This is a genomic window from Fibrisoma montanum, from assembly GCF_003583365.1.
GTDB classification, from domain to species: Bacteria; Bacteroidota; Bacteroidia; order Cytophagales; family Spirosomataceae; genus Fibrisoma; species Fibrisoma montanum.
This window is the reverse complement of the sequence record NZ_QXED01000001.1, coordinates 100,269-115,971: the sequence shown is the minus strand read 5'-3', so window position 1 is coordinate 115,971 and position 15,703 is coordinate 100,269. Positions and strand designations below refer to the sequence as shown.

Sequence of the window (15,703 nt, the reverse complement as noted above, 5' to 3'; positions counted from 1 at the left end):
GTTAATTCTGAACCACCCGAACACAACCGGGCGTTTGAAGTTTAATCTCAGTGAGATAGTTATCTGATCGGTATGATTGGTTGGGTGACTCAATAATCTGTTCAAACTAGACAACTTATGCAAAACTACGCGATACTGTGGGCCGACGACGAGATTGACCTGCTAAAGCCACACATCCTGTTTCTGAAAGGAAAAGGCTACGACGTAACGCCCGTAAACAGCGGAGCCGATGCGATCGAAAAGGTTGAGCAGGAAAAATACGACGTCGTTTTTCTCGACGAAATGATGCCCGGTATGACGGGGCTCGAAACGCTCTCGCAGATCAAGCAGATGCGCCCGAACCTGCCGGTTGTTATGATCACCAAAAGCGAAGAGGAGCATATCATGGAAGAGGCCATCGGCTCGAAAATTGCCGATTATCTCATCAAGCCTCTCAATCCCAACCAGATTCTGCTGTCGGTTAAGAAGATCCTGGACAACAAACGCCTGGTGACCGAACGTACGAACATCGGCTATCAGCAGGACTTCCGGAACATTTCCATGCAATACAATGACCGTATTGATTTTGAAGAGTGGGCCGAGATTTACAAGAAGCTGATCTACTGGGAGCTGGAACTCGATGGGGCACAGGACCGGAGCATGTCGGAAGTATTGAATATGCAGAAAAGCGAAGCCAACGCTAACTTCTGTAAGTTCGTGATGGACAACTACGAAGACTGGCTCAACGATACAAAGGCCGACCACCCGCTCATGTCGCACCAGCTCATGCGCAAGAAGGTGTTTCCGCTGCTGGATCAGAATTCACCCCTGTTTTTCATTCTGATCGACAACCTGCGCTACGACCAGTGGAAGGTGATCGAGCCATTGCTGACCGAATTCTTTACGGTTGAGGAGGAATCATCGTACTACTCGATTCTGCCCACTACGACTGGTTTTGCCCGAAACGCCATTTTCTCGGGTATGATGCCCAGCGAAATGGAGAAACGCCACCCGGATCTGTGGGTCAACGACGATAATGACGAAGAAGGGCTGAACAACCATGAAGACGAATTCCTGCGTCGCCAGCTGGAACAGAGCCGACTGAATATCAAGTCCTCGTACCACAAAATCCTGAATATCAATCAGGGTAAGTCGCTGGTCGATAACTTCAACAACCTGTTGCAGAACCAGCTTAACGTCATTGTCTACAACTTTGTCGACATGCTGTCGCACGCCCGGACCGACATGGCCATGATCAAGGAGCTGGCCCCGGATGAGTCGGCATACCGGTCCATCACGCGGTCGTGGTTCCAGCATTCACCGCTGCTCGAACTGCTTCGTAAGATTGCCGACAAAAACGGCCGTCTGATCATCACTACCGATCACGGTATGATCCGCGTGCAGAAACCGGCCAAGATTGTCGGCTACCGGGAAACCAACACGAACCTGCGCTATAAGCAGGGGAAAAACCTGGGTTTTGAGGAGAATCACTTGTTCGTAGGCCGTAAGCCGGAGCGGTTTTTCCTGCCGAAGCCGCACGTATCGACAGCCTATGTATTTACGCTGGAAGATTATTTCTTTGCCTATCCCAACAACTATAACTACTACGTGAACCACTACCGCAATACGTTTCAGCACGGGGGCGTATCGCTGGAAGAGATGGTCATCCCGTTCGCCTACCTGCGGGCGAAGGCTTAAAAGAGGGAGTAAGGGGAGGAGGGAGAAAAGGGAACAGAGTAGAACCCATTTCTCCTTTCCTCTTTTCTCCTTTAATCTTATCCCTTCAGTTCCACTACCTGCCCGTCCTGGCAGCGTAGGACACGGGCGGGGTATTTGTTCAGGAGGTCGTAGTTGTGAGTTGCCATGAGGATGGCGGTACCGGCGTTGTTGATGGCCTGAAACACTTTCATAATTTGGTCAGAAACGGCCGGGTCGAGGTTCCCGGTCGGTTCGTCGGCGAGCAAAATCAGCGGCTCGTTCAGCATGGCCCGGGCAATAACGACCCGTTGCTGTTCACCCCCCGATAGCTGGTGCGGCATCTTCTTCTGAGCCGTTCCCAGCCCCACCTGCATCAGCACGTCGGCCATGCGGGCGTTCATTTTGTTTTTGTCCGTCCAGCCCGTTGCTTTCAGCACAAACTTCAAATTTTCCTCGACGTTGCGATCAAAAAACAACTGAAAGTCCTGAAACACAATGCCGATTTTTCGGCGAAGGAACGGTATATCGCGCGGTTTGATCTGGTCCAGCGCAAACCCTGCAATGTGTCCCTTGCCGTTCTGAAGCCACAAATCGGCGTACAGGGTCTTCAGCAGCGACGATTTGCCGCTGCCCGTTCGGCCAATCAGGTACACAAAATCACCTTTGTCAATCTGGAACGATACATCCCCCAGCACCAGCTTTTGGCCCTGGTAGATGTCAGCATGATCGAGGGTAAGTACGGGTTCGCTGGAAAACATGCAGTAAAAAAGAAGTAGTAGGCCGGCGCGTTGATAGGCGGGTAAGTCAGTCAGACCGGATTTTGGTCGACTACAGACCTACCAGCTTATTAACGCGCCGGCCGGGTATTTTTATTTCGCCGGAACACCAGCCTTCTGATGGTCGGCCAGGAATTTAGCCAGACCACTGTCGGTCAGCGGGTGATTCAGCAGGGCTTTGATAACGCTCAGGGGAGCCGTCATAACGTCGGCACCCATTTCAGCGCACTGGATGATGTGCATCGGGTGACGAACAGAAGCCGCCAGTACTTCGGTCGTGTAGCCGTAGTTAGTGAAAATCGTAACGATCTGCTCGATCAGCGCCATACCGTCCGTTGAGATGTCGTCCAGACGGCCAACGAACGGCGATACATACGTAGCACCAGCCTTAGCCGCCAGCAGCGCCTGGCCAGCCGAGAAAATCAGCGTGCAGTTGGTGCGGATGCCTTTCTCGGTGAAGTATTTGATTGCCTTAACGCCGTCTTTGATCATCGGCACTTTCACGACAATATTTTCGTTCAGCTCGGCCAGTTCTTCGCCTTCCCGAATGATTTCGTCGAAGGTAGTGCTGATTACTTCGGCGCTTACGTCACCTTCAACAATCTCACAGATTTGCTTGTAGTGAGCGATGATGTTGTCTTTGCCCGTAATGCCTTCTTTGGCCATCAGCGACGGGTTCGTCGTTACGCCATCGAGGATGCCCATGTCCTGAGCCTCGCGAATGTCGGCCAGGTTGGCCGTGTCAATGAAAAATTTCATGATGATTCCTTGTGATTTGGTCGTAAGTTAATACGTTGGCAGGTTTGCTGGGGTATTGGCTTACCAACGTGCAAACTTACTAACTTAAATGGTATGTGTCCCGTCCATTAATCGGCAGACGTGAATTTGCGTGTCTTTTCCGGTTCTGGCTTTGTATTGCTGCGTTATAACCTGCGTAAAATTATCCAGCGACTCTTCCCGCACCAGGTTAATGGTGCAGCCGCCGAAGCCGCCCCCCATCATCCGTGCGCCCAGCACACCCGGTTGCTCACGGGCAATATCGACCAGTGTATCGAGTTCAGGGCAACTGACTTCATACCACTGGCTTAGTCCTTCGTGGGAGCCATACATGCGCTGACCGAACGCGTCGAGGTCGCCCGCCTGCAGGTCGGCGTACCCATCCAGCAAACGCTGGTTCTCCTGCACTACATAGGCGCACCGGCGGTAGATCAGCGGCTCGGTATCTTTCACATACTCGTCGAGCATGGCCATCGTTACGTCGCGCAGGCTGTTGATGGCCGGGTAATACAGTTTCAGCATCTGCACGCCTTTTTCGCATTCGGCCCGGCGCGTATTGTATTCCGACGAGGCCAGTGAGTGTTTTACCTGCGAATCGCAGAGCACCACCCGGAAGCCTTCCATCCGCAGCGGGGCGTACTGGTAATCCAGCGACCGGCAGTCAAGCTTAATCACGTGGTCGGCTTTGCCCATCATGCTGGCAAACATATCCATGATGCCCACTTTCACCCCGACGAAGTCGTGCTCAGCCCGCTGCGACAGCCGGACGAGATCGAGCCGGTCCAGTCCCAGGCCGAACAGTTCGTTGATGCCAAAGCCAATGGCATTTTCCAGAGCGGCCGACGACGACAGTCCGGCGCCCATCGGTATGGTTCCGGCAAAAACACAGTTTACCCCCCGGAGTGCATGCCCTGCCCGTTGAAACTGTGCCAGCACACCCAGCAGGTAATCGGCCCAGGTTTTCGTGCGGTCCAGAGACTGAAGCGACCCCTGGAATGTTTTATTAATGTCATGGGCTACAAAATGTAGTTCGTCGTCGTCCCGCGAACCAATGGCCAGGTAGATGGCTTTATCGATAGCAGCGGGTAGTACGAATCCCTGATTGTAGTCGGTGTGCTCACCAATGAGGTTGACCCGGCCGGGGGAACAGATGAGAAGTGGTTTGGAATGAAATTTCTGCTGAAACGTAGCGTCGAGCGACTCAGGTAGCTCCATACGGGCGAGGAATAGAAACTCCGGAAATGACAGGATACAAAAAAAGGCAAATCAATGTCTCACCGCTACGACCACCTACCCTTGCTTCGGTCAAGACCTGGGGGATTCAGCGGGAGCTGGTAGCACCGATTTGCCACTGCAATATTACGCAGATTTTACCGAAACGTAAAGGGGTAACGGCTACTTTTGTGAAGAATTGATGTACTGAGTATGATTGGAAATATTTTCTTGCTAAGCAGAAACCCAGCCGGACTGTGCGTACTGGGTTGGTTTCTACTGGTTTTACCGATGGCCTGCACGTCGTCGGATACGTATGTGGAGCAGGGCCGCAACCTGATGAAAGACGGTAAGTTCCGGGAGGCTGTGCAGGTATTGAACCAGGCTATTGAAGCCGACGCCGACAATGCCGAAGCGTTTAACTCCCGCGGAGTGGCTTACTTTGAACTGAAAGATTACACGAACGCGGCCCAGGACTACGATCAGGCCATTAAACTGCAACCGAATTCGTACCGGCCCTACTACAACCGGGCGCTGTTGAAAGTGGCCCAGAATAACTTCGCTGATGCCTTGAAGGATTATTCGGATGCTATTCGGCTATTGCCCGACACCAGCAGGCAGGCCGGGGCTGATGTGTACCTGAACCGTGGGCAGTTGTTTGCCGCCCAAGGTCAGATACAGCCGGCCTTAAATGATTTTTCCCAGGCCATTACGTTGAATCCGCAGAATGCCCAGGCACTTTACAACCGGGGTAATCTGCGCTACCAGCAGAAAGATCTGACCGGGGCCACTGTTGACTTCGAACAGGCGGTGAAGGCAGATCCAAAATTTGGGAAGGCTTTTTATGCCCTGGGGCTCGCCCAGATTCTGCAGGAACGACGGGATGAGGGATGCCTGAGTCTGAAACAGGCGCAGACATTAGGCTATGCCGACGCCGTTGCGGCTGTTACAAGTTATTGTCAATGAACCCTGTCGGTTCCGAAACCAAGGTTTTGTTACCGACTAAGCCCATGCTTACCATGCGTAAAATTCTGTCGCTTATTTTCGCTCTGCTGTTTCTGCTGTTCGCTGCGTTTCAATACAATGACCCCGACCCTGAAATATGGGTTCCGATCTACGGATTTGCGGCCGTAGCTTGTTTCATGGCGTTTGCCGGGGTAGGGCGTCCGTGGTTTTTCGGACTGATGACGCTAATCTACCTTGTTGCTGCGTACTACCAGTGGCCGCCGGTGTTTGAAGGGTTTCTGCTGGATGAGATGGGCATGAAAACCGTTAACATCGAACTGGCCCGCGAAGCCGGGGGATTGGGTATCTGCGCGGCTGTTATGCTGGTACTGGCCTTTTTAACGCGACCAACTTATGAAACTCGTTGAATGCCCCCGCGATGCGATGCAGGGGTTGAGCCATTTCGTACCAACCGACCTGAAAATCCGGTACCTCAACAGCCTCCTGCGTGTCGGGTTTGATACGCTTGATTTCGGCAGTTTTGTGTCGCCGAAAGCGATTCCGCAGCTGCGCGATACGGCTGAAGTACTGACCAGGCTTGATCTGGCTACTACACAAACCAGACTGCTGGCTATTGTTGCCAACCAGCGGGGAGCTGAAGAGGCCACCGGCCACGAGGCCATTCGGTACTTGGGCTTCCCGCTGTCGGTGTCGGAAACGTTTCAGCAGCGGAACACCAACAAGTCAATTGCCGCGGCCTTCGACGACGTAGCGGCTATGCAGGACCTATGCACCCGGACCGGTAAGGAACTGGTTGTGTATCTGTCCATGGGCTTTGGAAATCCGTACGGTGATCCGTATAGTCCCGAGGTAGTGGGCGAGTTTACGGAACGGCTTGTCGGGCTGGGCGTTGGTATCATTGCTCCGTCCGATACGGTTGGCAGTTCGACCCCTGCCCAGATTGAAGCCCTTTTCGGACACCTGCTTCGGCAGTTTCCCAAGGTTGAATTTGGGGCACATTTGCACGCCCGGCCCGGCGAGGCACCCCAAAAAGTTAAAGCCGCCGTTCGGGCCGGTGTCCGGCGCATCGACGGCGCTTTACGCGGGTTCGGTGGCTGCCCGATGGCGGCCGATCAGCTGACGGGTAACCTGCCGACCGAAGAGATTGTACAGGCGCTCGCCGACGAAGGGGTATCGGTTCCGTTGAACAAAGCCGCCTGGCAGGAAGCTATGACGCTTTCGGCAGCGGTCTTTGCGTAGTACAGACTTCCGGTAGCGTACCGAGGTTTTGCCTTACATGAACATGGCCTGAATCTCTTCCTTCACAGCCCGGAGCGCATCGGCAGTGGGTTGTTTATCTTTCTGGATGATGCGCTCGAAAACGCGTTTGGAGAGCTCCAGCGCAGGTGCGTCGGGTCTGGTATCGCCTGATGCCTGATTGATGAGTGTCATTACGTCGTTCATGGCGGCCTGAATCTGGTCCCATACCGCCTGGCTCATATACACCTGCTGCGACAGATTGTGGTTATATTCATCCCGTATTTCCTGGAGCAGCCGTTGCTGAAATTCCAGAACCGACGTAGCGCTGCCGCTCAGCCGTAACAATAAATTGTTGGGGCTGATGCGTTCTAAAAACAGGACCATGCGTTCGTAGGCCTGTAGGCGAATCGGAACCACGGTTTGAGTGTAGTGATTCTTGACTTCAAAGCGGTGGCGGTCGGCATCGCGTTCAAGGAGCAGCTTAACGGTCAGATACATTCCGTAGAGCACCAGACCAGCCGGCACAATTAACTTCAGAAAATCGCCAAGTAATTCCATTAGATAGTGACAACGAGGTTTGTTAAAATTTAGGTAACTTTGAAAATAGCGTCCGGCGTCGAAACAGGGGTTTAATCACTCGTTGCGATCAGGCCGGAGGTTCAGTTATGACATCACTTGATAATCCGATATACCTCCGCCCCGAAGCGCGGCAACAAGTAGTCGACACGTTGCGAGCCAACAAAATACCTGCCGAATACGGCCTGAGGGTCGGTATTCGTGGAGGGGGATGCGGCTCGTCCTGGTTGCTGGGCTTTGATCTGCCCGGTTCCACCGACGAGGTATATAACGTCGAAGGGGTCCGCATCATTATTGATCGAAAGCATCTGCTCTACGTGCTGGGTGTCGAAATTGGCTACGAAACCAGCGAAGACGCCCGCGGCTTTACCGTTGATAAGCCCGTGCCCGCTCAGTAACAGCAACTTACCCCGTACATAACGTCTGAGTTTACCCGTTTTCGGCTGAAGAACGTTTTGGCTGTGCTGCAAAAAAAACAACAGACCAGCGTTTTGGCATGATTTTAGGTCCGTGTACTCTTGACCAAACCCACCCTGGGGACTGTGAAGCGAATCGAACGACATATTTTCCTGTGGCTGGCCGCCCTGGCTCTGGGCCTGTCGGTGCTGTGTTACCTGCTGCTCGAACGACACGCACCCGGCGCAACCGACGAGCAGTACGTCCTGTCGGTACAGCAGCGGGTGAAGGAGGAGCTCAGTGTCAGCAAACAGGAACTGGACGCTGTTGCCGACCGGCTTAAGGAAGTCGTTACGCCCACGTTTGCCGAGCTTAATCTGCCGACCCGGTATCCGTACTACATCTTCTACCATAATGCCGATGTGCTGAAAGAACCGGAACTGTTGTTCTGGTCTGACTACCGATTTATTCCCGAGTACGCGCGAATTGCGTCCGTTTCGCTGCCGCAACTGGTTAATTTTGAACAGGGCAACTACATTGTCAGCCATAAGCGGGTAACGTCCGGCCGCGATTCGCTGGATATCTACTCGCTGATCAACGTGTACCGGTACTACCGGAATACAAACACGTATCTCCAGTCGGGCTACAATCCGGAGTTGTTTGCACTCGATCCGCAGACGGTCACGACGGATAAAAGGGAGCTAAGCCAGGCGATTTACGACAACAACTCGGCTTTCCTGTTTTCGGTGGTGCCCCCCAAAGTAGACGCCTACCGGAATCATTCCACGCCGGTCAATACGGTCATTCTGGCGACATTAAGCGTTATTTTCCTGGGGCTGTATGTGGTGCAGACGATGGTTCGGCTGAAACGACGCCGGTCCTACGAAGTCGGCTTTCTCTGGCTGGCGGGCTATCTGCTGATTCTGCGGGCCGTGATGCTCTATTTCGGGGTGCCGTTTCTGTTTGCAGAATGGGATCTGTTCAACCCAAAATACTACGCATCGTCGGTGCTGGTACCATCGCTGGGCGACCTGTTGCTGAACGCCCTCGTGGTGGCCATACTGGCCTTTTACTGGGTCAATAACTACTACCGCTCCCGGATCTATACGCTGATGCTCCAGTTGCCAGCCGGGATTAAAACAATCCTGTCGATTATTCTGGTGGTGCTCAGCTACGTTGTTTTTTACGCGTGCTACACGGAACTGAACAACATCTATGAAAAGTCGCAGTTTACCCTCGACATTACGCTTAGCATCCGGTTTTCGATGCTGAAACTGGCCTGCCTGATTGTGTTCATTACGGTCTCGTTCATCTATTTTCTTTTCATTCACCTGCTGGCCAGTTTCTTTCTGCGGTACAATCGGAAGCGGTCGGCGGGGCTGACCTGGTTTGGGATCGGAACCGGGCTGGCGGCCGTCGGGTGGTTTATTCTGGATCTGCCACTGGAGCCAATTCTGCTGGTCAACGGGCTGTATTTTCTTGTTATCTACCTCGCGCAGTTTCCCCGTGTATTGTACACGTTCCGTTACAAAACCTCAGTCTATCTGTTTTCGGGCGCATTTGTGTGTGCGCTTACTACGGCTTACGTCGTCTATAAACAGGAGGTGCACAAGCAGCTGGTTGGTGTGCGTGAGTTTGGTACGCAACTTCTGGCGGAGAACGATGAGTTCGGCGAGTTTTTGCTCAATAAGGCGCTGGAGTCCATTGGTCGGGACGCAGAGATTGCCCGGGCGCTGCGTAACGATACGCTGCTGGTACGCGAACGGATTCAGCAACGGGTCAAAAGTATCTACCTCGACAAGTATTTCGATAAATACGACATCGACGTAGCGTCGTACGATGCCATCGGGCGATCACTCGACATCAGCCAGCTCGGGGCCAGGCTTGATAACCTGACGAGCCGGTACCAGCAACCCAGTTATAAGACGGCCTATCCGGGTATTTATTTTATCAATGAGGTAGGCAACCAGTTCATTAAACAATACGTGGGGGTTGTGGCAATTCGCCAGCAAACCGCCACGGGGGCCGATACCATCGGTCACGTGGTGCTTGATCTGAAACTCCGCAACGAACGGCCTAAAAGTGTGTATCCGGAACTGCTCGTAGACACTAAGTTTATGCAGCGGCCCGAAACGCAGGAGTACAGTTACGCCATTTACAACAGCCAGCACCGGCTGTTGTACAGTACGGGCAGCTATAATTATGAGCGGAAGCTGCCGGCCTCGTTTCTGGTTAATCCGGAGTTGTATAACGATGGGCTGATCGGCAACGGCTACCGGCATGTCGGGCAGCGGGGCGTCAACGGGCGAGTGGTCGTAGTGTCGTCGGAGGCCTACCCGTTAAAGAATATTTTCTCCAACTTCTCGTTCCTGTTTCTGCTGCTGGTGCTGACCGTACTAACGGTCATTGTAGCCTATGCCATTAACTATGGCCTGTCGCAGTTCAGTATCAACTACTCGACCCGTATCCAGATTCTGCTCAACATGGCTTTCTTTCTGCCGTTGCTGCTGGTGATTGTCAGTATTCTCAGTGTAATCAGCGCCAACTACATTACCAACCAGGAAAACGCCTACATCAGCAACACCCGCAACGTAGCCGCCAATTTTCTGGCGTATCTGGATGAACACCTGCAAGGGCGTCGCAGTAAAGCGTCCATGGAGGAGGAACTGCGAAAGATTGCCCGCGATGCCGACATCGACATCAACCTTTTCGACACCAAAGGTCGGCTGTACGCATCGACCCGGCCGCTGATGTACGAGAGCGGTCACCTGTCAAAATTCATCAATCCGGAAGCTTATATTCACGTTATTGAGGATAAAGAGAATCAGAAACTGCTGAACGAATCGCTGGGTAATAAGCAGTACCGCACGGCCTATACCGGCATAAAATCCTACGACGGGCGGCTGCTGGGCGTACTGAGCGTACCTTATTTCTACGCCCGGCCGGAGCTGGACCGGCAGATTATTGAAGTCATAGCGTCGGCACTCAGCATCTTTACCGGGTTATTTCTGTTCTTCCTGATCCTGTCGTATCTGGCGTCGAATGTGCTGACCAAACCCCTGAAGCTGCTGACACAAAAAATTCGCAAGACGAACCTCGACCGGCCAAACGAGCCGCTGCCCTGGCGGTCGGACGATGAAATTGGCTTGCTGATCCGGGAGTACAACCGAATGCTGGTTAAGCTGGAGGAAAGCAAACTCGAACTGGCACAGAATGAGAAGCAGTCGGCCTGGCGCGAGATGGCCAAGCAGGTAGCGCACGAAATCAAGAACCCGCTGACGCCTATGAAGCTGACCCTTCAGCATTTGCAGCGAACGTTCCCGGGGCCTAATTCGTCGGATGGCGTCGGGGGCGATGCGGCTACACGCCGGGTTATTCACCGGACCTTTGATTCGCTCCTCGACCAGATCGATAACCTGAGCGATATTGCGACGTCGTTTTCTGATTTCGCCAAGATGCCAATGCCAAAGAGCGAAATCTTTGAAGTTACGGGCGTGCTCAACAAAGCGGCTGATCTTTACGCCGACGATAACCGAATTTCGCTCCGGCGGCAGATTGAGCCGGGGCCGGTGATGGTTACGGGCGACCGGCAGCTGATGGGCCGTATTGTCACCAACCTGTTGATCAACGCTATCCAGTCCGTTCCCGCCGACCGCAAGCCCGTAATTGATCTGAAGCTTTACAGCGACGACGACAACGTCCATATCGAGATTCACGATAATGGCGTAGGGATACCGGAGGCCATCCGGGCCAAAGTATTCCTGCCAAATTTCAGCACGAAGCGCGGAGGGTCTGGATTGGGTCTGGCCATTGCCAAGCGGGGGGTTGAACATGCCGGCGGAAGCATCTGGTTCGAAACGACTGAGGGCGTAGGTACGTCGTTCTTTCTGTCGATGCCGCTGGCCAATATGTCGATGGTACTGAGCGGACAGCGAACCGTTGGCACCGGCTCCTGATTCAGGATGATGCACAAAAAAAGCCGCTCAGAACGAATCCAAGCGGCAAGGTCGTAAAGGTCCGATAGGTGGTTTTTAGGCCATATCGTCGTCGATCGTTACGTGTTTCCAGTTTTCACCGGACCGAATGCGGTTTAGTTGGGTGTGCGTAATGCCAAATTGCTTGGCAATCATCTTTAACCGATTCTTGTCGTTACGTAGTAGTTTCTTGATGATCTTCACCTTGCTTTCCGTAAGCTTGTAGTTACGGGTGCGCCGGGGAGTGGCCCGATTTTTCAAATTCGGATTTTCCCGGTTGTGATCAATCATTTCGTCCTTTGTAACCCACCGCAGGTTCTGATAGTGGTTATTTTGCTTATCGTGATCAAGATGGATCACGAACGTTTGTTCGGGCACTCCGCGTTCAACGAAATGCTCGGCTACTAATTTGTGCACGTAGCGGTTAAATGTCTTTCCTCCCGAACGAATGTTCAGCGACCGATACCCTTGAATAACGGACCCTTTAATGACCGTACCCTCTGCACCAGCCTGGAAACTACGTACCCGCCCATAATTCGACACGTCATAGCGAGGTGGGTTCTCAACGCCGTCGAAGACGATTGGCACCCACTTCTCGTTCCAGAAACTTTGGCTTTTCTTGTCGCTCATTACTGGTTGTGGTTGTGTGCCCCGGTACAGTATAGCACCGAATGATTGTCTAACTATTGTTTAACAAATGTAAAACAAAAAAGTTAATTAACTTTTAATAAAAAATAACTGATTGTCAGTAGTTTTTGAAGATCAGGCAACGTATATACCTGCATGCTTCATACGTTAATTTTTCAAAAAGCGATGAAAAATAATCAAAGATTAGACAAGTTCAATAGGTTTTAAACCAGATTGGTCGTCTATACGTTGATGACGTACAGAAGCTGTGGTCAGGAATGACCGCACAAAAGCACGCATACGGAATGAAAAAAACAGTAGTGATAGGAGCCAGCGAAAACCCGGATCGTTACGCCAACCGGGCGGCACGTAGTCTGCTTGGGTATGGCCACGAGGTAGAGCTGGTTGGTTTACGGGCCGGGCAGATTCAGGGACTACCCATCCAGACGGGCCAGCCTCCGCTGAACGATGTTGATACGGTGACTTTATATGTCGGGCCTCGCAACCAGCAAGGTCTGGGTGAATACCTCAAGCAACTGAAACCCCGCCGGGTTATTTTCAACCCCGGCACCGAGAATCCCGAACTGGAGCACGACCTTCAGCAGGCCGGCATCGAACCCATCGAGGCCTGCACGCTCGTGATGCTGTCCATCGGGACGTATTGAGGAAAAGAGGAGGAAAGGAGAAAGGGAGGAGAGAAAGAAAGGATTTTCTGCTCTCCTCCCTTTCTCCTTTCCTACCACTTTATCAATGCGGAGGCCCAGGTAAAGCCGCTGCCGAAAGCGGCCAGACAGACTAAGTCGCCGGGTTTGATACGGCCCTGCTCAAACGCTTCGGTCATGGCAATAGGAATGGAAGCCGCGGTCGTATTGCCGTAGTACTGAATGTTGTTGAACACTTTTTCTTCCGGCAGATTCATCTGCTGTCGTACGTACTCCGAGATGCGGATGTTAGCCTGGTGGGGCACCAGCAGCGCCAGATCGTCGGGTTGGTAGCCATTGGCGTTCAGGCTTTCGTTGATGACTTCCATGAACCGCACCACGGCGTGTTTGAACACAGCGTTGCCGTTCATCGTCACGTTGTAATCGCCCTGAGCAAGGGTATCTTCCGAAATCCACCGGCCGTCGCGGCTGCTGCCGGGGTCTTTTACGTACAGATCTTCGGCGTAGCGTCCGTCGGCGTGCAGGTGAGTCGACAGCACACGGTGCTCGGGATCGGTAGTGGCCTGCAATACGGCGGCACCGGCACCATCGCCGAAAATAACGGCTACATTACGGCCTTCGGTACTTTTGTTGAGCAGCGATGACTGCACTTCCGAACCCACCACCAGAATGGTGCGGTACATGCCGGTTTTAATGAACTGGTCGGCGATGGACAGCGCGTAAACAAACCCAGAGCACTGGTTGCGGATGTCGATAACACCGATCCCTTCGAGCCCCAGTTCACGCTGCATCAGAAATGCCGAGCCGGGGAAATAATAATCGGGTGTGATGGTGGCGTAAACAATGAGGTCGACCTGACCGGCGTCTACACCCGCCCGTTCGAGGGCCATACGCGATGCTGCGGAGGCCATACTGGCGTTCGTATCCTTGCCGTAGGTAAAAAAGCGCCGTTGCTGAATGCCGGTCCGTTCCCGAATCCAGGTGTCGGAGGTTTCCATATACTGGGTAAGGTCGTCGTTGGTGACGACGGTTTCGGGTACGTAGAAGCCCAGCCCAGTAATGGCTGAATAGATTTTCTCCATTGGATGAAGTCAAAACAGTCGGCAAAATAGCACTTTTTTCGGCTGGTTTTGTATAACTCACGTCGACTGTCCTGCGAACAATAAAAAAAGACAATCAGGCCGTGTGCAGTGAAAATGCGTATTCCTCCATGATGAGGTTCGCCAGCAACTGACGGCAGGCCGAATCGACCGTTTCGCGGGCCTGGGCTTCGCTGTCGGCTTCTACCTCCAGCCGGATGTGCTTGCCGATCCGAACGTTATCGATCGTGTCCATGTGAAGGTTATGCAAGCCAAGTTTAACGGCCTTACCCTGCGGGTCCAGAATCTCTTTCTGGGGCATGATGTCAATTTCAGCGATGTATTTCATGAGGTGAAAAGCGAAAGAGAGAATGGGTGAAAGAGCGAATAGTAACCGTTACCATCATTCTCGCACTCGTTCGCTCTTTCGTTCATTAAATATGACAGAAAATATGATGTACAATATTACGATCAGCGGAATGGCTGCGTACTGCAAAAATAGCAGGAGCAGCACTGACACAATCAAAAAAATGTATTTTACCTGATTGTCGCGCCAGCCAAACGACTTGAATTTAAAGGCCAGCAGGGGTAATTCGGCTACGAGCAGAAACGAAAATCCCACGATCATGCCCAAGATAATGTCGTTTTTCCAGTAGGCATCCAGGGTCGGCTGGTAGCGGCTCATCAGCGGAAACGCGGCTATAAAGATCGAGTTGGCCGGGGTGGGAACGCCAATAAACTGGTCGGACTGACGGGTGTCGATGTTGAAGTTAGCCAGCCGAAGCGCCGACAGCACAGCGATCAGAAAAGCCAGGTAGGAGATGCTGCCCAGCCCTTCGAACCACATCAGTTGAAAGACGATTGTAGCGGGCAGCACACCAAACGTAACGACGTCGGCCAGTGAGTCGAGTTCTTTGCCGAACGGCCCCGATACGTTCAGCATACGGGCTACGAACCCATCGCCGAAATCGAGCGCTCCGGCCAGCAGAATCAGCCAGGCTGCTACGTCGAGGTAGCCACGCATGGCCATAACCAGACCGATGCAACCGCAGAGCAGGTTGCCGCAGGTCATGGCGTTGGGCAGGTGTTTGAGCAGTGATCTCATGCCCGCACAAACGGGTTCGTCTGTTTCTCGCGTCCGATGGTAGTTGGTTCCATATGGCCGGGGTAAACCGTGTAATCGTCGGGAAGGGTATACAACTGGGTCCGGATGCTGTTCATCAGGTCGGTGTGATTTGAATAAGGAAAATCCGTTCGGCCGACGCTGCCCTGAAACAAAGTGTCGCCACCAATCACGTACCGCTCGGCGTGGTTGATAAACGCAACGTGGCCGGGCGCGTGGCCGGGTACAAAAACTACATCCAGGGTTATGTTCCCGAACGTAAACTGATCGCCGGCCTTTATGAACGCGTCAACGTCGGTCGGTTCATAACCCCGCAGACCGTAGAGCGTGCAGCGCGTCGGTACGTCGTTATAAATGACCATATCCTGCTCGTGTAGGTAAAGCTTGACACCGTACTTACGCTTCACGTAGGCGCAGCCGAACACATGGTCGAGGTGCGCATGGGTGAGCAGCAGGTATTTGACCGTTAGTTTTCGCTCGTCGATGAAGCGGCTCAGCGTTTCTTTTTCGGACTGATCGTAGCAGCCGGGATCGATCACAACGGCTTCACCGGTTGTATCGTCGGCTACTACGTAGGTGTTTTCGCTGAACGGAGAAAATTCGAAGACCTGGATCATTG

At 52.9% G+C, this 15,703-nt stretch carries 16 protein-coding genes; 7 read left to right on the top strand and 9 right to left on the bottom strand.

The annotated features are described in order from the left end of the window. Positions 1 to 117: 117 nt before the first annotated feature. Positions 118 to 1,677 carry a T9SS response regulator signal transducer PorX gene (gene porX / locus DYU11_RS00530; protein WP_119665700.1) on the top strand — a complete coding sequence of 520 codons (1,560 nt, stop codon included), beginning with the start codon at positions 118 to 120 and terminating at the stop codon, positions 1,675 to 1,677. 77 nt (positions 1,678 to 1,754) lie between these two features. On the opposite strand, the gene DYU11_RS00525 is transcribed toward porX, so the two are convergent. The 3 genes from DYU11_RS00525 to DYU11_RS00515 form a co-directional block, all read right to left on the bottom strand. Further along, on the bottom strand, positions 1,755 to 2,435 hold the full coding sequence (locus DYU11_RS00525; RefSeq protein WP_119665699.1) for a cell division ATP-binding protein FtsE: 681 nt from the start codon (positions 2,433 to 2,435) through the stop codon (positions 1,755 to 1,757). 111 nt (positions 2,436 to 2,546) lie between these two features. Next, entirely contained in the window at positions 2,547 to 3,212 is a 666-nt protein-coding gene (gene fsa / locus DYU11_RS00520; RefSeq protein ID WP_119665698.1) for a fructose-6-phosphate aldolase, read from the bottom strand. An 84-nt stretch (positions 3,213 to 3,296) separates the two neighbouring features. Continuing rightward, a complete protein-coding gene (locus tag DYU11_RS00515; protein ID WP_119665697.1) occupies positions 3,297 to 4,445 on the bottom strand; it encodes a galactokinase in 1,149 nt (382 codons plus the stop codon). A 288-nt stretch (positions 4,446 to 4,733) separates the two neighbouring features. On the opposite strand from DYU11_RS00515, the gene DYU11_RS00510 reads away from it, so the two are divergent. The 3 genes from DYU11_RS00510 to DYU11_RS00500 are packed head-to-tail and all read left to right on the top strand — an operon-like array spanning position 4,734 to position 6,647. Continuing rightward, positions 4,734 to 5,408, top strand: coding sequence for a tetratricopeptide repeat protein (locus DYU11_RS00510; RefSeq protein ID WP_229365647.1), 675 nt, complete (start codon positions 4,734 to 4,736; stop codon positions 5,406 to 5,408). A gap of 53 nt (positions 5,409 to 5,461) precedes the next feature. Further along, complete coding sequence (locus DYU11_RS00505; RefSeq protein WP_119665695.1) at positions 5,462 to 5,815, top strand: transmembrane 220 family protein; 354 nt, start codon at positions 5,462 to 5,464, stop codon at positions 5,813 to 5,815. Next, a complete protein-coding gene (locus DYU11_RS00500; protein WP_119665694.1) occupies positions 5,802 to 6,647 on the top strand; it encodes a hydroxymethylglutaryl-CoA lyase in 846 nt (281 codons plus the stop codon). Before DYU11_RS00505 ends, DYU11_RS00500 begins: the two co-directional genes overlap by 14 nt. A gap of 33 nt (positions 6,648 to 6,680) precedes the next feature. On the opposite strand, the gene DYU11_RS00495 is transcribed toward DYU11_RS00500, so the two are convergent. Further along, positions 6,681 to 7,205, bottom strand: a complete 525-nt coding sequence (locus DYU11_RS00495; RefSeq protein WP_119665693.1) for a DUF7935 family protein — start codon at positions 7,203 to 7,205, stop codon at positions 6,681 to 6,683. 107 nt (positions 7,206 to 7,312) lie between these two features. Between DYU11_RS00495 and DYU11_RS00490 the strand changes: the two genes are divergently transcribed. Together DYU11_RS00490 and DYU11_RS00485 are read left to right on the top strand one after the other, a co-directional pair. Next, positions 7,313 to 7,621, top strand: a complete 309-nt coding sequence (locus DYU11_RS00490) for a HesB/IscA family protein (protein ID WP_119665692.1) — start codon at positions 7,313 to 7,315, stop codon at positions 7,619 to 7,621. Between the two features lie 144 nt (positions 7,622 to 7,765). Continuing rightward, positions 7,766 to 11,575: a sensor histidine kinase gene (locus tag DYU11_RS00485; RefSeq protein ID WP_199736643.1), complete on the top strand. Its 3,810-nt coding sequence runs from the start codon at positions 7,766 to 7,768 to the stop codon at positions 11,573 to 11,575. Between the two features lie 75 nt (positions 11,576 to 11,650). Here DYU11_RS00485 and DYU11_RS00480 read toward each other — a convergent pair whose 3' ends face one another. Beyond that, on the bottom strand, positions 11,651 to 12,223 hold the full coding sequence (locus DYU11_RS00480) for an HNH endonuclease (protein WP_119665690.1): 573 nt from the start codon (positions 12,221 to 12,223) through the stop codon (positions 11,651 to 11,653). 302 nt (positions 12,224 to 12,525) lie between these two features. Here DYU11_RS00480 and DYU11_RS00475 point away from each other — a divergent pair, with 302 nt between their 5' ends. Further along, complete coding sequence (locus DYU11_RS00475) at positions 12,526 to 12,885, top strand: CoA-binding protein (protein WP_119665689.1); 360 nt, start codon at positions 12,526 to 12,528, stop codon at positions 12,883 to 12,885. A 71-nt stretch (positions 12,886 to 12,956) separates the two neighbouring features. On the opposite strand, the gene DYU11_RS00470 is transcribed toward DYU11_RS00475, so the two are convergent. The 4 genes from DYU11_RS00470 to DYU11_RS00455 form a co-directional block, all read right to left on the bottom strand. Continuing rightward, on the bottom strand, positions 12,957 to 13,964 hold the full coding sequence (locus DYU11_RS00470; RefSeq protein ID WP_119665688.1) for a 3-oxoacyl-ACP synthase III family protein: 1,008 nt from the start codon (positions 13,962 to 13,964) through the stop codon (positions 12,957 to 12,959). Positions 13,965 to 14,058: 94 nt separating this feature from the next. Further along, the gene (gene purS / locus DYU11_RS00465) at positions 14,059 to 14,310 is read right to left on the bottom strand and encodes a phosphoribosylformylglycinamidine synthase subunit PurS (RefSeq protein ID WP_119665687.1); all 252 of its coding nucleotides are present in this window, start codon (positions 14,308 to 14,310) and stop codon (positions 14,059 to 14,061) included. A gap of 54 nt (positions 14,311 to 14,364) precedes the next feature. Further along, on the bottom strand, positions 14,365 to 15,066 hold the full coding sequence (gene pssA / locus DYU11_RS00460; protein WP_119665686.1) for a CDP-diacylglycerol--serine O-phosphatidyltransferase: 702 nt from the start codon (positions 15,064 to 15,066) through the stop codon (positions 14,365 to 14,367). Next, positions 15,063 to 15,701, bottom strand: coding sequence for an MBL fold metallo-hydrolase (locus DYU11_RS00455; RefSeq protein ID WP_119665685.1), 639 nt, complete (start codon positions 15,699 to 15,701; stop codon positions 15,063 to 15,065). Before DYU11_RS00455 ends, pssA begins: the two co-directional genes overlap by 4 nt. Positions 15,702 to 15,703: the final 2 nt, after the last annotated feature.